The organism is Streptomyces sp. ITFR-16, from assembly GCF_031844705.1.
Classification (GTDB): domain Bacteria; phylum Actinomycetota; class Actinomycetes; order Streptomycetales; family Streptomycetaceae; genus Streptomyces.
The window spans coordinates 6,967,811-6,988,698 of sequence record NZ_CP134609.1 but is presented as its reverse complement, the minus strand read 5'-3'; the positions used below and the strand labels follow the sequence as shown (position 1 = coordinate 6,988,698).

Annotated in this window: 16 protein-coding genes and 4 pseudogenes; 15 read left to right on the top strand and 5 right to left on the bottom strand. The window is 71.8% G+C overall.

Going from position 1 to position 20,888, the window contains the following annotated elements:
- Window positions 1-15 precede the first annotated feature (15 nt).
- Window positions 16-663, top strand: a pseudogene (locus RLT58_RS31120) (class I SAM-dependent methyltransferase); the annotation flags it as partial.
- A gap of 119 nt (window positions 664-782) precedes the next feature.
- Here RLT58_RS31120 and RLT58_RS31115 read toward each other — a convergent pair.
- Together RLT58_RS31115 and RLT58_RS31110 are read right to left on the bottom strand one after the other, a co-directional pair.
- Window positions 783-1,154 carry a fic family toxin-antitoxin system, toxin component gene (locus RLT58_RS31115; RefSeq protein ID WP_311313678.1) on the bottom strand — a complete coding sequence of 124 codons (372 nt, stop codon included), beginning with the start codon at window positions 1,152-1,154 and terminating at the stop codon, window positions 783-785.
- Window positions 1,151-1,378, bottom strand: coding sequence for a hypothetical protein (locus RLT58_RS31110; RefSeq protein ID WP_030921856.1), 228 nt, complete (start codon window positions 1,376-1,378; stop codon window positions 1,151-1,153). The genes RLT58_RS31115 and RLT58_RS31110 overlap by 4 nt, the downstream gene beginning before the upstream one ends.
- A gap of 351 nt (window positions 1,379-1,729) precedes the next feature.
- Between RLT58_RS31110 and RLT58_RS31105 the strand changes: the two genes are divergently transcribed.
- The 9 genes and pseudogenes from RLT58_RS31105 to RLT58_RS31065 all read left to right on the top strand — a co-directional run bounded on the left by RLT58_RS31105 (window position 1,730) and on the right by RLT58_RS31065 (window position 10,596).
- Window positions 1,730-3,016 carry a cytochrome P450 gene (locus RLT58_RS31105; RefSeq protein ID WP_311313677.1) on the top strand — a complete coding sequence of 429 codons (1,287 nt, stop codon included), beginning with the start codon at window positions 1,730-1,732 and terminating at the stop codon, window positions 3,014-3,016.
- Window positions 3,017-3,115: 99 nt separating this feature from the next.
- Window positions 3,116-3,535, top strand: coding sequence for a GNAT family N-acetyltransferase (locus tag RLT58_RS31100; protein ID WP_311313676.1), 420 nt, complete (start codon window positions 3,116-3,118; stop codon window positions 3,533-3,535).
- 195 nt (window positions 3,536-3,730) lie between these two features.
- Window positions 3,731-5,068: a hemolysin family protein gene (locus tag RLT58_RS31095; RefSeq protein ID WP_311313675.1), complete on the top strand. Its 1,338-nt coding sequence runs from the start codon at window positions 3,731-3,733 to the stop codon at window positions 5,066-5,068.
- Complete coding sequence (locus RLT58_RS31090) at window positions 5,065-6,084, top strand: hemolysin family protein (protein WP_311313674.1); 1,020 nt, start codon at window positions 5,065-5,067, stop codon at window positions 6,082-6,084. The genes RLT58_RS31095 and RLT58_RS31090 overlap by 4 nt, the downstream gene beginning before the upstream one ends.
- A 57-nt stretch (window positions 6,085-6,141) precedes the next feature.
- Window positions 6,142-6,984, top strand: a complete 843-nt coding sequence (locus RLT58_RS31085; RefSeq protein WP_311313673.1) for an SGNH/GDSL hydrolase family protein — start codon at window positions 6,142-6,144, stop codon at window positions 6,982-6,984.
- Between the two features lie 111 nt (window positions 6,985-7,095).
- A complete protein-coding gene (purB, locus tag RLT58_RS31080; protein WP_311313672.1) occupies window positions 7,096-8,538 on the top strand; it encodes an adenylosuccinate lyase in 1,443 nt (480 codons plus the stop codon).
- A 19-nt stretch (window positions 8,539-8,557) separates the two neighbouring features.
- Window positions 8,558-9,088 (top strand): annotated as a pseudogene (mug, locus tag RLT58_RS31075) (G/U mismatch-specific DNA glycosylase); the annotation flags it as partial.
- Between the two features lie 164 nt (window positions 9,089-9,252).
- Window positions 9,253-9,339: pseudogene (locus RLT58_RS31070) on the top strand (DNA-binding response regulator); the annotation flags it as partial.
- A 99-nt stretch (window positions 9,340-9,438) separates the two neighbouring features.
- Window positions 9,439-10,596: an ROK family transcriptional regulator gene (locus RLT58_RS31065; RefSeq protein ID WP_311313671.1), complete on the top strand. Its 1,158-nt coding sequence runs from the start codon at window positions 9,439-9,441 to the stop codon at window positions 10,594-10,596.
- Window positions 10,597-10,700: 104 nt separating this feature from the next.
- On the opposite strand, the gene RLT58_RS31060 is transcribed toward RLT58_RS31065, so the two are convergent.
- Together RLT58_RS31060 and RLT58_RS31055 are read right to left on the bottom strand one after the other, a co-directional pair.
- Entirely contained in the window at window positions 10,701-11,468 is a 768-nt protein-coding gene (locus RLT58_RS31060) for a GntR family transcriptional regulator (RefSeq protein WP_311313670.1), read from the bottom strand.
- 244 nt (window positions 11,469-11,712) lie between these two features.
- Window positions 11,713-12,597 (bottom strand): RNA polymerase sigma-70 factor, encoded by an 885-nt coding sequence (locus RLT58_RS31055; protein WP_311313669.1) that lies wholly within the window; start codon window positions 12,595-12,597, stop codon window positions 11,713-11,715.
- A 153-nt stretch (window positions 12,598-12,750) separates the two neighbouring features.
- On the opposite strand from RLT58_RS31055, the gene RLT58_RS31050 reads away from it, so the two are divergent.
- Window positions 12,751-13,581: an alpha/beta fold hydrolase gene (locus RLT58_RS31050; protein ID WP_311313668.1), complete on the top strand. Its 831-nt coding sequence runs from the start codon at window positions 12,751-12,753 to the stop codon at window positions 13,579-13,581.
- A gap of 57 nt (window positions 13,582-13,638) precedes the next feature.
- Here RLT58_RS31050 and RLT58_RS31045 read toward each other — a convergent pair.
- A pseudogene (locus RLT58_RS31045) lies at window positions 13,639-14,487 on the bottom strand (DMT family transporter); the annotation flags it as partial.
- Window positions 14,488-14,534: 47 nt separating this feature from the next.
- Between RLT58_RS31045 and RLT58_RS31040 the strand changes: the two are divergent.
- From RLT58_RS31040 to RLT58_RS31025, 4 genes are all read left to right on the top strand, one after another.
- The gene (locus RLT58_RS31040) at window positions 14,535-16,052 is read left to right on the top strand and encodes a MocR-like pyridoxine biosynthesis transcription factor PdxR (protein WP_311313667.1); all 1,518 of its coding nucleotides are present in this window, start codon (window positions 14,535-14,537) and stop codon (window positions 16,050-16,052) included.
- Between the two features lie 230 nt (window positions 16,053-16,282).
- On the top strand, window positions 16,283-16,492 hold the full coding sequence (locus RLT58_RS31035) for a hypothetical protein (protein ID WP_311313666.1): 210 nt from the start codon (window positions 16,283-16,285) through the stop codon (window positions 16,490-16,492).
- 69 nt (window positions 16,493-16,561) lie between these two features.
- Window positions 16,562-17,935, top strand: coding sequence for an SWIM zinc finger family protein (locus RLT58_RS31030; protein WP_311313665.1), 1,374 nt, complete (start codon window positions 16,562-16,564; stop codon window positions 17,933-17,935).
- The gene (locus RLT58_RS31025; RefSeq protein WP_311313664.1) at window positions 17,932-20,595 is read left to right on the top strand and encodes a DUF7824 domain-containing protein; all 2,664 of its coding nucleotides are present in this window, start codon (window positions 17,932-17,934) and stop codon (window positions 20,593-20,595) included. Before RLT58_RS31030 ends, RLT58_RS31025 begins: the two co-directional genes overlap by 4 nt.
- Window positions 20,596-20,888: the final 293 nt, after the last annotated feature.

The following is a 20,888-nucleotide window of genomic DNA, read 5'->3' as shown; positions in this document are numbered from 1 at the left end:
TCGAGGAGGTCCGCCATGCGGCTGCGGAGCACGAAGATCCCCCAGGACGCGGTGCACCATCCCGTCTTCGCCCGCTGCTACGCCCGGATGAGCGTGGCCGCCGAGTCCGCCGCCGGAATGGCGGCGGTCCGGGCGGAGCTGCTGTCCGGCCTCTCGGGGCGGGTCATCGAGATCGGCGCCGGCAACGGGCTGAACTTCGCCCACTACCCGCCCGCCGTCTCCGAGGTGGTGGCGATCGAACCGGAACGCACGCTGCGGCAGTTGGCCGTGCGCTCAGCGCTGCGGGCCGGCATTCCGGTGGACGTGGTGCCGGGTACGGCGGAGGCGCTGCCGGTGAAGAGCGAGGCGTTCGACGGGGCCGTGGCGTCGCTGGTGCTGTGCACGGTACGGGACGTGGAGCGGTCTCTCACGGAGATCCGGCGGGTCCTGCGGCCTGGCGGTGAGCTGCGCTTCTTCGAGCATGTGCGGGCCGACGGACGGGCCATGGCGGCCACCCAGCGCGCGCTGGACCGGACCTTCTGGCCCTGGGTCGCCGGTGGCTGCCACACCTCGCGCGACGCGCTCGCCGCCATCGATGCGGCCGGTTTCGAGCTGAGGTCGTACCGGAGGGTCAGGATGCCGGAGCGCGGCGTCCGGCTCCCCACGTCGTCGTGCGTGCTGGGGGGTGGCGCGACGGTCCGTGGTGGTGGACCGGGGACGTCAGGGGCTCGGCTGAGCGAGTGTGCGGTCTGCGCGTGGGCGGCCTTGAGGACGGGCGGTCTGCGGGCGCCCTCGTCCGTCGGTCACAGGCTCCACTGGCGCAGCTCGTCCGCGATGGCGCGGACGTCCGCCTTGCCCTCCTTGACCAGCAGCGCCAGATCACGCACCTGCTCGGGCGAGGTGATGACCTTCAGGCCCGACGCGACGAGATACCCGTACGCGACGGCCGAGGCGAACATGGCGTTGGAGCGCTCCAGCGCCGGCACATGCAGCAGCAGCTGGAGCAGCGAGGCCGCCCGGGAGTGCGGGTCGCTGTAGACGGGGCTGCCGAAGATCTCCGCCTCATGGCGGGCGACCGCGGCGACCAGCGCTCCCCAGTCGGTCACCTGCGGGTCACCGGGTGTCTTGTGCTCGGCGACCATGAGCAGCCAGGAAAGCTGGATCCGGAGGTTCAACGGGTGCCTTTGCGCTCCGGGCCGAACTCCTCGGCGAACACCGATTCGTACTGCTTCATGAAGTCGGCGGCGGCCTCGACGAAGGTGTGGCCCACCTCGCCCGCGTCCTGTTTGACGAGCTCCTCTATGTAGCGGTTCACGCTCATCCCCCTCTGGAGCGCGCGCTGCCGCGCGGCCTCGGCGGTGGCCTCGTCCACTCTCACGTTCAGCTGAGTCTTGGGCACACTTCCAAGCTAGCGCGCGATTGCTAGCACCGGCAAGGGGAACGGGCCTCCGCCGGAGCGGTGGGGCCCGCAATCCGTGCCCGTCGTCGGCGCCCGCGCAGGCGTCCGCAGGGCCCGCGCGCGGAGCTCTTCCCACCCCGGCCACCTGCCCGTCCCGCCACTCGGCGGGGGCGGGCGCGGGCGCCCGCACGGCCCTACCGTCGAAGCATGGACGACCTATCTCGCACCCGACCGCCCCCTCGCCCGAACAAGTGGTCATAATTCCTGGTCAGACAGCCGAAGTCACCGTAGCCGGCCACGTCCTGGCGTCGAACACCTGCCAACCGACCAGTTCTCGCAGCGACTCATGGAGTGACATTGAGTACGACGTTCCGTTCCCGCCTCACCGCCCGGCTCGGGCGAAGCTACCTGGCGAGGATCCAGAAGCACGGGCTCGGCTCCTCCACGATCAAGCTGCTGCCCGAGGAACTGCTGAGGCCGTTGCGGAGGGACGGCCTGGATCCGGTGCTCCGGCCCGCCGGGGGCGGGGCGGTCGCGCCGGTGTCCAAGGTGGAGCTGCCGTTCGGCATGGACGCCTGGGTGGTCACGGGCTACGAGGCGTCGAAGGCGGTGCTCGGCTCCGCCGACGGCTTCAGCACCGACTTCGCCCATCTGGCGGGCAATGCGGGGATAGCCGCCGAACACAGCCCGGGCGGACTGGGTTTCAGCGATCCGCCGGTCCATACGCGGCTGCGCCGCATCCTCACCCCGGAATTCACCATGCGCCGCCTGCGGCGTCTGACGCCCAGGATCGACGCCATCGTCGAGGAACGCCTCGACGCGATGGCCGCCGCTCCGGGGCCGGTCGACCTGGTGCACGAATTCGCGCTGCCCGTCCCCTCCCTCACGATCTGCGAACTGCTCGGGGTGCCGTACGAGGACCGCAAGGACTTCCAGCAACTGGCCATGGACCGCTTCGACCTGTTCGGCGGGGCGACCGCGCCGTTCGGGGTCATGTCCGAGTCGCTGGAGTACTTCCGGGAGGTCGTCAGGGCGCAGCGGAAGAAGCCGGGTGACGGGCTGCTCGGCATGATCGTGCGGGAGCACGGGGACACCGTCGACGACGAGGAACTCGCCGGTCTCGCCGACGGTGTGCTCACCGGCGGATTCGAGACGACGGCCAGCACGATCGCGCTCGGCTCCCTCGTGCTGCTGCGCAACGAGGACGTCCTGACCCGGCTGCGCACGGACGACAGTGTGACGGCGCCCTTTGTCGAGGAGGTGCTGCGCTATCTGTCCGCCGTACAGATCGCCTTCCCCCGGTTCGCGCGCCGCGACATAGAGGTGGCCGGGGTGGTCATCCCGCGTGGCGACATGGTGCTCTGCTCGCTGAGCGGCGCCAACCGGGACCCCCTGTACGTCACGGACGACGGACACTTCGACGTGGACCGCACCACGCCTGCGGGACACCTCGCCTTCGGCCACGGCATCCACCGCTGCATCGGCGCCGAACTGGCCCGGATGGAACTGCGCGCCGCCTACCCGGCCCTCGCCAGGCGGTTCCCCGGGATGCGGCTCGCCGTGCGCCCGCAGGACCTCTCCTTCCGCAAGCTGTCGATCGTCTACGGCGTCGAGTCGCTCCCGGTCCATCTGCGCTGACCCGGTACTCACGCGGGAGCGGCGGGCTCCCGCAGGGGCCGCATGCCCGAACGGTGAAATGGTTCGCGGGAGGGAGCCGCCCTCTGTTTGGCTCGTCCCATGAGTGATCTCCGCATCCGTTGTGCCGCCCTCCCCGACATAGACCCCGTGCTGCGCTTCTGGCGCACGGCGGCGGAAGGAACGAGCATCAGCGACGACCACGACGGGGTGGCCCGGCTTCTGACGCGCGACCCGGAGGCCCTGCTGATCGCGGAGCGCGATAACACGCTGGTCGGGACCGTCATCGCCGGGTTCGACGGATGGCGCTGCTCCGCCTACCGGCTGGCCGTGCACCCGGACCACCGCCGGCAGGGCATCGCCACGGCTCTTCTGGAGGCGGCGGAGCAGCGCTTCGCCGCGCTGGGCGGCCGACGGGTCGACGCCATGGTCCTGGAGGAGAACGAGCGCGCGCACCACGCGTGGGGCGCGGCCGGCTACCACCGAGAGCAGCACTGGCGCCGCTGGGTGAAGCCGCTCTAACCGGCCGCCGCGCTCACCCGGGAAACGCACGCGGTCACCGCGGCGCTTTGCCGATCCTTTACCATGGGTGCTTCCCCTTGCCGAACCTGACGAAAGGTGTGAGCGTCCGCCCATGGGCGAGCCTCCCAGTAGCCGATATCGCCGACATCGCGCGATCCATCTGTCCCTGCCCGATCATGGGACGGAGGTGAACCGATGACCGAAGTGCTCCTGCTGCTCGTGGCGGTACTGCTCTCCCTTGCCTGCGGCGCCTTCGTCGCGGCGGAGTTCTCCCTGACCACGGTCGAGCGCGGCCAGCTCGAACAGGCCGTAGAAGACGGTGAGCGCGGCGCCACGAGCGCCTTGAAGGCCGTACGCAGCCTCACCTTCCAGCTCTCCGGCGCCCAGCTGGGCATCACCGTCACCAACCTGGTGGTCGGCATGCTGTCCGAGCCGTCCATCGCCAAGCTGATCCGCGGCCCGGTGGAGGCCGTGGGCCTGTCGTCCGGCGTCGCGTCGTCCGTCGCGCTCGTCATCGGCACAGCCCTGTCCACCGTGTTCCTGATGGTGGTCGGCGAGCTCGTCCCGAAGAACTGGGCGATCTCCTCGCCGCTCGCCGTGGCCAAGACCGTCGCCACCCCGCAGCGGGCCTTCACCGCCGTCTTCCGGCCCTTCATCAGCCACCTCAACAACACGGCCAACCGGATCGTGCGCCGCTTCGGCCTCGAACCCGCCGAGGAGCTGGCCTCGGCTCGCAGCCCGCAGGAGCTGGTGGCGCTGGCCCGGCACTCGGCCAAGGCGGGCGCGCTGGAGGCGGACACCGCCGAGCTCTTCGTCCGCACCCTGAACCTGGCGGAGCTGACCGCGGAGAACGTGATGACCCCCCGGGTGCAGGTCACCGCCCTGGAGGTCCGGGCGACCGCGGAGGACGTCGCCAACGCCACCCGGGCCACCGGCCTCTCCCGGTTCCCCGTGTACCGGGGCAGCCTCGACACCGTCGTGGGCGTCGCCCACATCAAGGACGTCCTGGCGATCCCCGCCGAGCAGCGTCCCCGCAAGCGGGTCTCCGAGATGCTGCGCGAACCGCTGCTCGTCCCGGAGACCCTGACCGTGGACCGCTTGCTCGACCGGCTGTCCGGCAAGCTCGCCATGGCGGTCGTCATCGACGAGTACGGCGGCACGGCGGGCGTCGTGACGCTGGAGGACATCGTCGAGGAGGTCGTCGGAGAGGTACGGGACGAGCACGACCCGCACGAGACACCGGACCTCGCACCGGCCGGTGAGGACGCCGACGGGCGCACCCTGTGGTCGGCCGACGGCGCGGCCCGCACCGACCAGCTGGAGACTATCGGGCTGAGGGTGCCGGACGGACCGTACGAGACCCTCGCCGGGCTGATCGCCACGGAGGTGGGCCGCATTCCCGCCGTGGGCGACTCGATCGAGCTGGCCGGCTGGCGGCTGGACGTCGTCGACGCCTCCGGGCGCCGCGCCGCGCGAGCGCTGCTGCACGCGCCGCTGCCCGGTTCCCACCAGCCGTCGGAGGACGAACGATGACCGCCGTACAGCTCTTCATCGGTCTGCTGACCCTGGTGGTGAACGCGTTCTTCGTCGGAGCGGAGTTCGCCCTCATCTCCGTACGGCGCAGCCAGATCGAGCCGCAGGCGGAGGACGGGAACCGGCGGGCGCGCAGCGTCATCTGGGGGCTCGAACACGTCTCGGCCCTGCTCGCGGCGGCGCAGCTCGGCATCACGCTGTGCACCCTGGTCCTGGGTATCGTCGCCGAACCCGCGATCGCGCATCTGCTGGAGCCCGTCTTCGACGTCGTGGGCGTGCCGCACGGCCTGGTGCATCCGATCTCCTTCGTGATCGCGCTGTCGGTGGCCACGTACCTGCACATGCTGCTGGGCGAGATGGTGCCGAAGAACATCGCGCTGGCCGAGCCCGTACGGACCGCGCTGCTGCTCGGCCCGCCGCTGGTGACGCTGGCCCGGGCCCTGCGCCCGGTGATCTTCGCTATCAACGCCTTCGCCAACGGGCTGCTGAAGCTGTTGCGGGTCGAGACGAAGGACGAGGTGTCGGCCACCTTCTCGGACGACGAACTGGCCCGTCTGGTGAAGGACGCCGGCGACGCGGGCCTGGTCGACGACCGTGCCGCCGAACGGCTCCACCATGCCCTGGAGCTGGGCCGGAGGCCGGTGCGCGATGTGGTGCTTCCGGTGGACCGGGTGATGTACACCCGGGTCGGGACGACGCCGGAGGAGCTGGAGCGGCTCTCGTCCGAGACCGGGTTCTCGCGTTTCCCGGTGATGGACAGCGAGCGGCGGATCCTGGGCTACCTCCATGTGAAGGACGCCCTGGACGTCACACCCCGTGACATGCCGTTCCCGGTGACCGCGATGCGGCCGATCGCCCGGGTGCGGGCCGCCACCCCGCTCGACGACGTCCTGACCGCGCTGCGGCGCAGCCGTACACACCTGGCGGCGGTGCTCGACGAGGACGACCGGCTGGCCGGCATGGTGACCATGGAGGACGTGCTCCGGGAGCTGGTGGGGCGCCCGCAGTCCCGCTGATCCGGTGGGGTCCGGCCCCGGCGGGGCCGGACCCCACCGCGATACCATCGCATCGCCATGGAAATGAATGCCACATACACCAGCTTTGTCGCGGTCGGCGACTCGTTCACCGAGGGCATGTCGGACCTGCTGCCGGACGGTTCGTACCGGGGCTGGGCCGATGTACTCGCCACCCGGCTCGCGGGCCGCACCCCGGGATTCCGGTACGCCAACCTCGCCGTGCGCGGGAAGCTGATCGGTCAGATCGTGGACGAGCAGGTGGACGTCGCGGCGGCCATGCAGGCGGACGTGGTGACGCTGGTCGGCGGCCTCAACGACACCCTGCGCCCCAAGTGCGACATGGGCATGGTGCGCGGGCGGCTGGAAGAGGCCGTGGAGCGCCTCGCCCCGTCGTGCAAGAAGCTGGTGCTGATGCGCAGCCCCGGGCGCAACGGTCCGGTGATGGAACGGTTCCGGCCGCGGATGGAGGAGCTGTTCTCCCTGGTCGACGATCTGGCCGACCGGCACGGCGCGCAGGTCGTCGACCTCTACGGCGCACCCGTGCTGGGAGACCAGCGGATGTGGGACGTCGACCGGCTGCATCTGACGGCCGACGGGCATCGCAGGGTGGCCGAGGCGGTCTGGCAGGCGTTGGGGCTGCCCCCGGAGGACGACTGGCAGGCGTTGCTGCCGGCCGCCATTCCGCCGCGCTGGGCCACCAGGCGCGTCGACGACCTGCGCTTCGCGCGCCGGCACCTGTTCCCCTGGATCGGACGGCGTCTGACCGGCCGCTCCTCGGGTGACGGCAGGTCGGGAGCGCATTTCAGCGCCGAGCTGGGCCGGGCCTTCTGGGTCACCCCCGACGAGACCGCTCTGTCGGCCCCGGTGGCCGAGTGGCGCCGGCTGGACACGGCCGAGTAGGCGGCAAGCCTCCCCCGCCCTGCGTGTGCCCCGTGTGTCCCGGCTCTCGTAGCAACCCACAAACCGGACCGCGGCGCTGAGCTGCACAAACCGCCAGTAGAATCTGCACACGTGACTGCTGTGTCTGCGAAGCCTCGCATCCCCAATGTCCTGGCCGGCCGCTACGCCTCCACGGAGCTGGCCGTCCTCTGGTCCCCCGAGCAGAAGGTGAAGCTGGAACGTCAGCTGTGGCTGGCGGTGCTGCGCGCCCAGAAGGACCTCGGGATCGAGGTGCCCGACGCCGCCCTCGCCGATTACGAGCGTGTCCTCGACCAGGTCGACCTGGCCTCGATCGCCGAGCGCGAGAAGGTCACCCGGCACGACGTCAAGGCCCGGATCGAGGAGTTCAACGCTCTCGCCGGCCATGAGCAGGTCCACAAGGGCATGACCTCCCGGGACCTCACCGAGAATGTCGAGCAGCTCCAGATCCGGCTCTCCCTGGAACTGATGCGTGACCGCACCGTGGCCGTCCTGGCCCGCCTCGGCAGGCTCGCCGGCGAGTACCGCGAGCTGGTCATCGCCGGGCGGTCCCACAACGTCGCCGCGCAGGCCACGACGCTCGGCAAGCGCTTCGCGACGGCGGCCGACGAGCTGCTGGTCGCCTACGGACGGCTCGAGGACCTGCTCGGCCGCTACCCTCTGCGCGGCATCAAGGGCCCCGTCGGCACGGCTCAGGACATGCTCGACCTGCTGGGCGGCGACGCCGGGAAGCTCGCCGAGCTGGAGCAGCGCATCGCCGGGCACCTGGGCTTCGCGCAGGCCTTCACCTCGGTCGGTCAGGTCTACCCCCGTTCGCTCGACTACGACGTGGTGACCGCGCTGGTGCAGCTGGCCGCCGCGCCTTCCTCGGTCGCGAAGACCATCCGGCTGATGGCCGGCCACGAGCTGGTGACCGAGGGCTTCAAGCCGGGCCAGGTCGGCTCGTCCGCGATGCCGCACAAGATGAACACCCGCTCCTGCGAGCGCGTCAACGGCCTCATGGTGATCCTGCGCGGCTACGCCTCGATGACCGGCGAGCTGGCGGGCGACCAGTGGAACGAGGGCGACGTGTCCTGCTCCGTGGTACGCCGCGTGGCTCTGCCGGACGCGTTCTTCGCGTTCGACGGGCTGGTGGAGACCTTCCTGACGGTGCTCGACGAGTTCGGCGCCTTCCCCGCCGTCGTCGCCCGCGAGCTGGACCGCTACCTCCCCTTCCTCGCCACGACCAAGGTGCTGATGGGCGCGGTGCGTGCCGGCGTCGGCCGCGAGGTCGCCCACGAGGCCATCAAGGAGAACGCCGTCGCCTCCGCTCTCGCCATGCGCGAGCAGGGCACGGAGCGCAATGAACTGCTGGACAAGCTCGCAGCAGACGAGCGCATCCCGCTGAACCGGGCCCAGCTGGACGAACTCATGGCCGACAAGCTCTCCTTCACGGGCGCGGCGGGCGACCAGGTCACCGCACTCGTCTCCCGGATCGAGGAGATCACCAAGCAGCACCCGGAAGCCGCCGGGTACACGCCGGGCTCCATCCTCTGACGGCCCCGGCCCACTCCTGATGACACCCGAAGAGCTCCGGGCCGCCCGTGACCGCATTGTTCCCGATGTGGTCACGGGCGGTCTGCGCGTGCTGTTCTGCGGAATCAATCCAAGCCTGACGACAGGTGCCACGGGACATCACTTCGCCTTTCCCGGCAATCGCTTCTGGCCGGTTCTCCATCTGTCGGGTTTCACTCCGCGGCAGTTGCGGCCCTCCGAACAGGCCGAACTGCTCCAGTACGGACTGGGCATCACCAATGTGGTGGCCAGGGCCACCGCCCGGGCCGACGAACTGTCCGCCGAGGAGTTCCGGGCGGGCGGGCGGATCCTCACCGCCAAGGTCGAGCGGCTTCAGCCGCGGTGGCTGGCCGTCGTCGGCATCACCGCCTACCGCACGGCCTTCGGCGAGCGGAAGGCCCGCATAGGCCCCCAGGAACGCACGATCGGCGGTGCCCGCGTCTGGGCGCTCCCCAACCCCAGCGGTCTCAACGCCCACTGGACCGCTCAGACCATGGCCGAGGAGTACGCACGCCTCCGCGCAGCCGTGGACATGGGCTCCGGCGCGGGTGCGGGTTCGAACGCCGGCACCGCAGTCGCCCCCGGTGGTGCGGACGACGCTTCCCCCGGCTCAACCGGATCCACCGCCTCGGACCAGGTCTGACAACTGGCACTTACGTCAGGCGGTCTGCCCCCGCCGGCTGACGCAACGACGCCACCGCCGTACTGGCCAAGTTGGGCGCGCGGGACCGGACCCAGGCGGTGATCGCCGCCTGCGCGTCGGGATTCGTCGCTCCGAGCTGATTCCGTGCTTTCCCGGGCGGCATCGGTGCCCACGGTCGCCCTGCCCCTGAGCAGCGAGTACGATCCGCCTGACATGCGCACGAGCTGGGAGGACACACCGTGGGCCGGCTGACCGGTGGGGACCCGTCGCTGTTGCGTCGGATCAATTCCGCGGTGGTGCTGCACGCCCTCAGGGGTGCGGAATCGCCGACCCTCACGGACCTGACCCGGATCACCGGTCTGTCCCGTCCGACGGTCGAGGGTGTGGTCGAGGGGCTCTTCGAGGCAGGGCTGGTCGTCGAGTCGGCGCCCGACGAGGGTGAGGCGCGGCGGCAGGGCCGTCCGGCCCGCCGTTTCCGGTTCCGTGCCGAGGCCGGGCATCTGCTGGGCATCGAGATCGGCCCGCACCGGGTCTCGGCCCTGCTGTCGGGACTGGACGGCCGGATCATCGGTGCCGGGTCCCGTGAGGTGTCGGAGACCGCCTGCGCCGACGACCGCCTCGACCGGGTGCGGACCGTCGTCGCCGATGTCCTTCGCCGGACCGGAGTGGCCCGCAGCAGTCTGCGGGCGGTCGGGGTGGGCAGCCCGGGCATCGTGGAGGCCGACGGCACCGTCCGGCTGGGCACCGCGCTGCCGGACTGGACGGGGCTGGCCCTGGGAGAGCGGCTGCGGCGTTCCTTCCGCTGCCCGGTCCTCGTGGAGAACGACGCGAACGCGGCTGCCGTCGCCGAGCACTGGAAGGGTGCGGCCACGGAGTCCGACGACATCGTGTTCGTGCTGGCGGGGCTGAGTCCGGGAGCGGGCTCCCTGATCGGTGGGCGGCTGCACCGCGGCTTCGGCGGGGCGGCCGGGGAGATCGGTGCGCTGCATCTGCTCGGCCGTGATGTGACGCCGGAGCGGCTGCTGTCGACGACGGACACGCCGCTGGACCCGCTGGACGAGCATGCGGTGGCGGCGGTGTTCGCGAAGGCGCGGCACGGGGACGAGCAGGCGCAGGCGGCCGTCGAGCGGTTCATCCAGCGCCTGGTGCACGATGTGGCGGCGCTGGTCCTGGCGCTCGATCCCGAGCTGGTGGTGATCGGGGGCTGGGCCGCCGGGCTGGACGGGGTGCTGGAGCCCCTGCGCGGCGAGCTGGCCCGTTACTGCCTCCGGCCGCCGCGGGTCACGCTGTCGCTGCTCGGTGAGGCCGCCGTGGCCACCGGTGCGCTGCGGCTGGCGCTCGATCACGTCGAGGAGCAACTCTTCGCCGTGGAGGGAACGGTGACGGCCCGCCGCTGAGTGCGACGGGCCGTGCGGTACGCGCCCCGCGAACGGGGTTCGCATGGCCCGCAAGCCATGCGCCGGGTCCCCCACCGGCCGGGGAGTCCGGCCGGTGGTGCCGGTCAGGAGGCCTGACGCTCCTGGTCGTGCTCGCTGATCTCGAGCTCGCCCGAGTCGCCGAAGGTGAGCCGGCACGTGTCCGCCCGGTAGGTGGCGACGGAGACCGCGGCTGTTCCGCCTGCGGCGAGGTAGCGCGTGGTGACGACGAGGACGGGGGCGCCGGGGAGCCGGTCGAGCTCCTTGGCGTCGTCCGCCCGCGCCGAGCCCAGCTCAACCGAGCGGTCCTGGCCGTCGAGGCCGAGCCGGTGCAGTTCGCGCACGACGCTGCGGGCGCGGGTGGGACCGGACGGGGTGTCTATCGCGGTCAGATCCGGGACCGAGGCCGACGGCACGTACAGCAGTTCCGCCGCGACGGCCTGCCCGTGGGTGAGGCGGATGCGGCGCACGATGTGAACGGGCTCGTCGCTCGCCACGTCGAGCATGCCCGCGACCGCCGCGGGTGCGGCAGCGGTCCGGCAGTCCACCGACTGCCAGGCCTCGCCCGCACCGCCGCCGTTCCAGTCGTGCTGGGCGGTGGAGACGGCGACGCCCACGCGCGGCGGGGCGACCGTGGTCCCCACACCCCGGCGGCGCTGCAGTCTGCCTTCGAGTTCGAGCTGCTCCAGGGCCTGCCGGAGCGTGGCCCGGGCGACGCCGAACCGGGCGGCGAGCTCGCGCTCGTTGGGAAGGATCTCCCCCACCGCAAAGTCCGAGTCGAGTGCCTCACTGAGCACGGTCTTGAGGTGCCAGTACTTCGGCTCCTGTACCGATTCCAGCTGCGTGGTCCCCACCCTGTCCTCCGCAATCGCCCAGCGGCTTTTCCGCGACGTTATTTATTAAAGGTTCCTGTCTTAACGTTGAGACCATAGGACGGCACACCCCCTTGGTCAAGACCAATCCTCGGGCCGTGACGCTGTGAATAGGGGGTTTGCCGCAGAGCGTTCACAGGACGTTCGTGGACCGGCGGTCCGCGCGCAGCACAAAGCCCCACGTCCGGGCGGGTCCGTGGGGCTCCGGCCGTCGGCCGCGTACCGGCTACGCGTCAGCCAGGGTGATGAGCTTGTCGGGATTGCGAACGATGTACACGCATTGGATGACTCCGTCGCGGATGTCCAGCTGGAAGACGGAGTCGGGCTTCCCGCCCGAGAGGATCAGCACTGCGGGGCCGCCGTTGAGTTCCAGATGGCGGACCTCCATGTCCGACAGCTGGTCGTGGGCGACGGCATGGAGGAAGCGGCCGACCTTGTCGGCGCTCTCCAGGATCCGCAGGGGCGCCTTGGACTTCCCGCCGCTGTCCCCGACGAGCCGTACATCGGGCGCGAGCAGTACGAGCAGGTCCTCGATGTCCCCGCCCGCAGCCGCGGCGAGGAAGCGCTCGGTGAGATCGCGGCGCTGGACGGGATCGACGTCGTAGCGCGGCTTGCGCTCCTCCACATGCCGGCGGGCCCGGCCCGCGAGCTGGCGCACGGCGGCCTCCGACCTGTCGAGCGTCGCGGCGATCTCACCGTACGGAAACCCGAAGGCCTCGCGCAGGACGAAGACGGCGCGCTCCAGCGGAGACAGAGATTCGAGGACGACCAGTACGGCGACGGAGACGGAGTCGGCGAGTACCGCCCGCTCGGCGGTGTCGGCGACGGTGGGCCCGAAGTCCGTGACCAGGGGCTCCGGGAGCCACGGCCCCACATAGGCCTCGCGCCGCGTCCGCAGCTGACGCAGCCGGTCGACGGCGAGCCGGGTGACGATCCTGACCAGGAAGGCGCGCGGTTCGCGCACGTCCTCCCGCGTACCGGCCGACCAGCGGAGCCAGGCCTCCTGGACCACGTCCTCGGCGTCGGCGATCCGCCCGAGCATGCGATAGGCGACCCCTGTGAGGAAGGGCCGGTGCTCTTCGAAGACGTCGGTCTCGGTGTCGGTCGTCACCGTTCCATCCCAGCCGACCCTTCGCGCCGTGTCCAGTTCGAATCGCCCGGCCCCCTTGAACTGGAAGCTACCTGCGGGTAATTGTTGTTGACGCAATGTCTAAGTCGCTTGCAGGCGCGGAATCTCCGTGTCGGAACACCCGGGAGAACCGTCATGGCCACCACGGTCGCGTTCGGCGTCGAGTCACCCCAAGGGCCGCGGACCGTGTCCGTGGCGTACGAACGGACCGGTTCCGGTGAGCCGTTGCTGCTGCTCCACGGCATCGGCCACCACCGTCAGGCCTGGGACCCGGTGGTGCGGATCCTGGCCGTGGAGCGGGATGTGATCGCCGTGGACCTGCCCGGTTTCGGTGCTTCTCCCGCGCTGCCCGATGGTGTTCCGTACGACCTCGCGACCGTGGCACCGCTGCTCGGCGCCTTCTGCGAGTCGATCGGGGTGGACCGGCCGCATGTGGCGGGGAATTCCCTCGGCGGGCTGCTGGCACTGGAAATGGGACGCGAGAAGCTGGCGCGTTCGGTGACCGCGCTCTCGCCCGCCGGCTTCTGGAGCGAGCGCGAGCGGATCTACGCCTTCGGGACGCTGCGCGCGATGCGGCTGGCCGCGGAGTCGATGCCGCTGCCCCTCATCGAGAAGCTGTCGCGCACCGCCGCCGGCCGCACGGTCCTCACCAGCACCATCTATGCCCGGCCCGCCCGCCGCACCCCGCAGGAAGCGGTCTCCGAGACCCTCGCCCTGCGTGAGGCGACCGGCTTCCACCAGACACTGGCCGTGGGACGTGACGTCCGGTTCACCGACGACGTCCCGGGCCTACCGGTGACCATCGCCTGGGGCGGCCGCGACCGGCTGCTCCTGCGACGCCAGGGCATCCGCGCCAAGCACACCCTCCCCGGAGCGCGGCTGGTCCGGCTGCCCGGCTGCGGGCATGTCCCGATGAACGACGATCCGGCTCTCGTCTCCCGGGTGATCCTCGACACCAGCCGCTGAGCCGACGGCCCGTTCCCGGCCTCGGCTGCGCACCACCCCCGATCCCACCGCCACACCGACGCCGACCAGGCAACTGCCCGCCGCCTGGGCGAGACCGTACGAACCGGTGCCCACGAGCGGGGCGGTGAGTGCCGCGGCGACGGGGATGAGTCCGGAGAAGAGTGTGGCGCGTTCGGCGCCGATGCGCTGCATGCCCATGTACCAGCAGACGAACCCGACGACGGTGACCACGGCGGCCTGCCAGATCAGCGCCGCCGCCTCACCGGTGGTCGGTACGCGCAGGAAGCCGCCACCGTCGAGCAGCAGGCCGAGCGCGGTCGACTCTGCGGCGGCGATCGCGCAGACCGTGGCGGACAGCAGCTTGGGGCCGAGCGGACGCAGCACCGGCACGGCGAGGACGGCGAAGCCCACCTCGCCCGCCAGCGCGCCCACGGAGCACAGGATGCCCGTCGTGTCGGTACGGCCCCAGCCCTGGACCGTGAAGGCGCCCGCCGCGACCAACGCGGCGGCGCAGAGCACGGCACGGGTCGGCCTGCGCCCGTCCAGCCACGGCACGAGCACAGCGACGAGAATGGGCGCGCAGCCGACGAACACGCCCGGAACGGCGGGTTCCGCGGACCGTTCGGCAGCGAGGACCGCGAAGTTGAAGCCGACCATGCCGACGGCCGCCAGCAGCGCGAGCCGCGCCCACTGCCGGGTGGAGAGCGTGCGCAGGGTGGCTCCGGGCCCGGGCTCCCCGGCCCGGCGGAGCAGCGGCAGAAGCAGCACGGCCGCAGTGGCGTAGCGAAGGGCCTGGCCCCCCGCGTACGGGTAGTCGCCGAGGACGCTGTTGGCGGTGAAGGAGGCACCCACGAGGATGCAGGCGAAGGCGGCGAGAAAGGCTCCGCGCAGAGAGGTCACGTTCATGGAGGCGACGCTAGGCAGCGCGGCGGCCCGGTTTAAGGTCCACATTCATGACGTCTTCGGGGACCAATTCGACCGATCCGGCTGATCCGAGCAGTCCGGCCGATCCGCGCGATCCGGCCGGTCCGCGAGGTGGCGGTGACGGTGGCCGTACGGCCCTGGAGTCGGTCTCCGCGGCCTGGGAGTTGCTGCTCCCGGCGGCAGCGGCCCCGGTGCGCGGCCGGGGCCGCGCCCTGCAGTCGGCGCTGCGCGAGGCGGTCCGCTCGGGCCGTCTGGTGCCGGGCACCCGGCTGCCGTCCAGCCGCGAACTGGCCGCCGACCTCGGTGTGTCCCGGGGCCTGGTGACCGAGGCCTATGAGCAGCTGACCGCCGAGAGCTATCTGCGCAGCGGGCGTGGCGCGGGGACCTGGGTGAGCGGGTCGGCGCGCGCGGCGGCGGGCAATGCCCGCGATCTCGCGCCGCGCGCCCGCGACACCGTGGTCGACTTCCGGCCCGGCACACCGGATCTCTCGCTCTTTCCCCGCAGCGCCTGGGCCGCCGCTCACCGTTCGGTGCTCGGACGGCTGCCGCACAGCGCGCTCGGCTACCCCGACCCCCGGGGCCTTCCGGAACTGCGGACGGCCCTCGCCGCCCTGCTGACCAGGCGTCGCGGGGTGGTCGCCGCCCCGGAGCGCCTGCTGGTCGTCTCCGGGGTGGCTCAGGCGACGACGCTGCTCGGATTCGTGCTGCACGGCCGTGGGACGCGCACGGTCGGCGTCGAGGATCCCGGTAGTCCCGAGCACGCCGCGCTCTTCGCTTCGGCGGGGCTCGGCACGGCCCGGCTGCCGCTCGACGACGAGGGGCTGGCCGTCGCACCGCTGGTGCGCTCGGGCGTCCGCGCCCTCGTGACGACGCCGGCCCACCAGTTCCCCACCGGAATCGCGTACTCCGCAGCCCGGCGCAGCCGCCTTCTGGACTGGGCCCGGCAGACGGACGGGGTGATCATGGAGGACGACTACGACGGCGACTTCCGCTACGACCGTGCTCCCGTCGGCGCGCTCCAGGGTCTCGACCCGGAACACGTCGCGTACACCGGCTCGGTGAGCAAGTCCCTGGCCCCGGGGCTGCGACTGGGCTGGCTGATCGCGCCTGCGTCGATGACGGACGAACTCGTCGCCCGGAAGCGGACGATGGACCTCGGCAACCCGGCCGTCGACCAGGCGGTGCTCGCCGAATTCATCACGGGCGGCGGCTACGACCGCCAACTGCGGCGCTGCCAGCGCGCCTACCGCGAACGCCGCGACGTGCTGGCCTCGGCCCTGTCCGAGCACTTCCCCGGCACCGAGGTGAGCGGCATCGCGGCGGGCCTGCACATCATCGCGCGACTGCCCGCGCGGTACGGGCCCGAGGCCGCGTTCACCGCCCGCGCGGCCGCGTCCGGGATCGCACTGCGCCTGCTCAGCGACTGCGGAACCGCCCGCCCGCGCGACCGTTGCGTCCGCCTCGTACTCGGCTACGCGCACCTCGCGCCGGCGGAGATCGTCCGAGGAGTGCGCCGACTGGCCGAGGCGGGGCGGGGCAGCGCCTGAGCGGGGCCGACGGCGTCGATGCCCTCGCCGCGCAACAAATTCGCTTGACCGGCGCCTCGTTGCCATGGCACTTTGTGTGCACACCAGGACCCGGTCCTGGGCGCCACCACGGGCGCGGACCCACGTGGATGTGTCGAAGCAACACCGACACAAGCTTGCTGGTCGCACGACTGCAACGGAGCATGCCCTCTTTTCGGGGCCTCCGTCGTGACGGTGAAGGGTCCGCCTCGATGTCTCGTTTCGCTGAAATCCTCGCTCTGTCCCCGGCTGCCTTCGCGTGGGTGCTGGCTGCCATGGTGTTTGTCGTCGTCGCCGTATGCGCGACGTTCATCTGGGCGCTCCACATCACCCTCGACGGTGTCGAGGGCTCCGACAGGGCCGCCGTGATTGCCGAAGTCGGTCAGGCCCTCAAGGCGTTCGTGTTCTGGAGCCGCAAGTGACCTGCCCGGCTCCTGGGGCCCACCGCTCGGCAGGACCGATTGTCAGTGGTGGGTTCTACGGTTTTATTCATGACCCGAACCGTGCAGGCCTTGGCCTACTCACGTCCGTCCGCCCTGGAATCGTCGCAGGCCGGGCAGTTGCTCGGCCTTGAGACCGCGGGGGGCCTCACCCCTCGCGGGGCCGAGCCTCATCCCCGGTTCTTCGAGGGGTTTCTCGCCGCTCCGCACGTCGCCGCACGCGGGCTGCTCTGTGTGGCCGACGTGGCGGCGGCGCGCTATTACCAGCGGACGCTGCTGTCGTCGCTGGACCCGGTGGTGACGGGCAACGGCGACCGCCTGCGGTTCGAGTCGTTCTCCGGGTGCTGCGGGGTGTACGCACGGCTCGATGTGCTCGGCGAAGGGCTGGAGGGTGCCGAGACGGGTCATGGCACCACCAATGTCGATGTGAACAATCCGCTCAGGGAGGCCCTTTCGCGGATAGCGGGCAGTGATCCGCTGCATCTGCGAGTGGGGCCGAAGGAGATGGCCGTCACGACGCTGGACGGGCCCGTCGTGGAGAAGAAGGTGCCGCTGCCGGACCGGTGGCTGCGGGGGTTCGCCGAGGCGCAGGTGGCCTCCGCCTCCTTCGATCTGCGGGCCGAACTGCCGGCGGCGGAGGCGGTACGGTTCCTGCGCTCCCTGCCCCGCGCGTCGGGCCAGGCCTCGCGCGGCGCCCGGTGGGTGGTACCGGCCGGCAAGACGCTGCGTCCCACGACGCGGCCGGTGTCCGGTGCCGTCTGTCTTCCGGGACCGGAGCGGCTCGCCACGTTGCAGCGGGTCCTCCGGTACGCGACGGCGCTGCGGGTGTACGGGCCCCCGGCCGACGGTGTGGCGACGGCGAGCGCCTGGGAGGTGGTGCTCCCCGGAATGCGGCTCACCCTGACCCTGTCCCCCGATGCGTCGCGCGGATTCTCCGGTGAGGGCGGGGTGCTGGAGGCGCTGGCCACGGACGACGCCTCGGCGGATGCGGAGCTGATCTCCGTACTCCTGGCCTGGGAACCCCGGATCGAACCCGCCCGTCTGGCGGAGCAGTCGGGCCTGCCGGTGGAGCGGGTGCGGGCGGCGCTCACCCGCCTGGGAACGGCGGGCCGGGTCGGGTACGACCTCGCGGACGCTGCGTACTTCCACCGTGAACTGCCGTACGACGCGGACCGGGCCGAGCGGCACAACCCCCGGCTGGTGGCCGCGCGCAAGCTGGCCCAGGAAGGGGCGGTGGCCCTCGACGGCGACCTGGCGGCGGTGAACTCGGGCGATCACCGCTACCAGGTGCGGGAGCAGGCAGGGGCGCTGAGCTGTACGTGCCAGTGGTGGGCCGACTACCGGGGCAAGCGCGGCCCGTGCAAGCACGCGCTGGCCGTCCGGATGGTCCGCCGGGGCGCGGTGCTCGCCGGAGGTGTGCGATGAAGACCCTGCTCGCCGCAGTGCACGAGGGCCGTCTCGACGATGTCCCGGCCCTGCTCGCCCGGCTGGACCGGTCCGAACAACGGCTGGCCCTCAACGAGTTGAAGGCCCTGCGCAAGGAGTCGCGTGCCTGGGAGTGGGGGGAGCGCACCCGAGTCCGCAAGGCTGTGCTGGTGGCCGGCGCGGGCTGTCACACCGGGGCCGCGGGCTGCGCGACCTGGATCGGTGCCAGGGAAATGCGTGACTGGGTCCACTCGCCGTACCCCTGGGTGCTTGAGGTGCTCGCCGACCGCGATCCGGCCTGGCTGGCCGACCTCGCCCGGCGGCTGGCCGCCCGCGCGGTCGAGTCGGAGACCGAGTACCGGTTCGTGTCGGAGCTGGCGCGCCGGGCGGACTGCCCGCTGCCCGTCTCGGACGGCATGGTGCGGGCCTGGACGGACCGCGTCAACAGCACGCGGTGGCAGTCGAGGCCGCAGCGACCGCTCATCGACGTCCTGCGGGCGGAGCCGGACCTCGACGTGCTGGTGCCCCACCTGCTGGAGATGCAGGAGCTGCCTCCGGCCGTGACCTGGGTCGACCCCCGGACCCCGGACGACTACTGGCCGGCCGCGATGGCCACCCTCGCGACAGAGCGCCTGCTTGACCGGGACACGTTGCTCGACCGCTGTGTCACCCGGCTGCTGCGGGGCGGGAAGGCCTCCGAGCTGCGGTTCTGCCTGCTGCTGCTCCGCACGTTCGAACCGACCGCCCAGGAGGAGGCCGAGCGGGTGGCCGACTGGGCCGCCATGGCGGCGGACGGCCCGTCGACGGTGGCCGCGCACGCTCAGGAGGTGCTGACCCGGCTCGACGAGCGGGGTGAGCTCGCGGTGGGCCGGCTGGCCGAGGTCTCCGGCGCGGTCCTGTTCCGCCCCGAGAAGAAGGTGGTGCGCGCCCAACTGGTGCTGCTGGGAAAGGTGCTGCGCCGGGAGGCGTCGGCCGCCGACGAGCTGCTGCCCGTGGTCGCGGAGGCCTTCGGTCATCCGGACACCGACATCCAGGAGCGGGCGCTGAAGCTCGTCGCCCGCCGCCTTCCCGCCGCCTCACCGGCGATCCGAGAGGAAGTCGCCGCTTCGGCCTGTCAGTTGGGCCCTGTGCACCGGGCGGCGGCTCTGGCCGTCTTCGGCGAGCTGCTGGACGAGGATACGGCCGACGCCCCCTACGAGGAGGTCCTGCCACCCGCTCCGGAGCCCCGCCGTCTCGGCCCGTCGCCGGCCGCCACCGCCGAGGTCGTCGAGGGAGTCGTGGCACTGCTGCGTACCGGGTCGTGGGACGTCCCGGCCTTCGAGCAGGCCCTGGACGGGCTGGTCCGGTGTGCCCACACCGGGCGGACCGGGCTGACCGAGGCCATGGAGCCTGCGGTGGCCGGCCAGTGGTGGGCCGGAGACATTCCCCTCGAAGAGGTCGACCGGCGGTTCTCCCGCAACTTCAACGGCCTGCACATCGTCGTGGCATCGCTCCTCGGGCGGGTCTCGATGCGGACCATCCACGACGGGCGTGCCCGGTGGACGGGGACGGGCACCTGCTGCCACGCGGCGCTCGACGGCGTGGTGTACGCACGGCTGTGGGAGGCGGCAGCCGAGATACGGACCGGCGCACTGCCCTTCCTGCTGGCCACGCCCACCTGGCACACCGGCGCCCTCGACCCGCTGGAGCTCGTCGAGCGGCTGCGCGGCTATCAGAGGCTGGGGGTCACCCCGAGGCCGGTCGACTTCGCCCAGGCGCTGCTGCGGGTCCGGCGCACCGGCGGGGAGGAGGCCGCGGCCCGGGCCGCCCTGCTGGGTACCGCGGAGGGCGACCGGCTGGCCGCCTGGATCCGGGCGGACGAACCGGTGGCGCCCGTGCTCCGCGCCCATGTGGAGACCGAGGTGCCCGTCGCGCAGGGCTGGTGGCAGCGGTCGATGACCGTGGCACGGCGCGTCCTGCTGACCACGAAGGAGCGGCTGGTCGTCCAGCAGGAGTTCCCGCGCGCCTTTCACTGGCTCGGACGCCCCTACTCCCCCGGTCGGCATCGCTGCTACCACTGGGACGACCGGTCCCCGCAGTGGATCGCCGTCCTGCCGGAGGACGGCGAGACGCTGGCGGCCTGGCTGCTGCCCTCCCTCACGACGTGCGTCGAGGAGCAGCGCGGAGGGGCGTGGTGCCTGCCCGCTCTGGCCGAGACCGGCGGGGAGGCAGCCGTGGGCGTCCATCTCGCGCTGGGGTACGGGCTGGGAGCCCGCTATCCGGAGGACCGGCTGGCCGCTGTCGACGCCCTGCTGGTCCTCGCTGCCCAAGGTCGGCTGGACGCGGAGCTGCTCGGCGGAGAGTTGGCCGTCCTCATCGAGAAGGAGCTGGTCAAGCCGGGGCGGCTGGCGGACTCGGCCCGCACCGCGGCGGCCACGGGTGCGTACCGGACCGTGCTGTCGGTGCTCGCGCCGGTGCTGCCCGCCCTGCTGGCGCGCGAGCAGGCCCCTCGCGGTCTCAGCGACCTGCTCGCGGTGGCCGCGGAGTGCGCGGAGCGCTGCGGTCCGCCGGAGACCGGACGGATAGCCGGCGTCGCCGAGACGGCCGCGCGCGGCGGGACGACCCAGTTGGTCCGACAGGCGGCACGGCTGGAGGCTGCCTGCGGCCGGCCTGCCGACTGACGGACAGGGGCCGGAACGAGGAGGCTGGGACGACGGGGCCGCGACGGGCCGGGGGCGCCCGGGTGACGGCCCGGCCGCCCCCCGTAGGGCCCGCCGCGAACAGGGCCTCCGGGAAGACGCCTCCGCGCACGCCCTCCCCCGAATCCGCCCGCCTTCAGAACACACCGTTCGTGCCCGCGACTCCTGCAAAATGCCTTGACAACTGGCCAAAAACAGACGATAGACACCTAGATCCACACTTAACCCATCGGTCACAAAGCGTTCGTGATCAGGCAACACCGCTCGGTCACAGT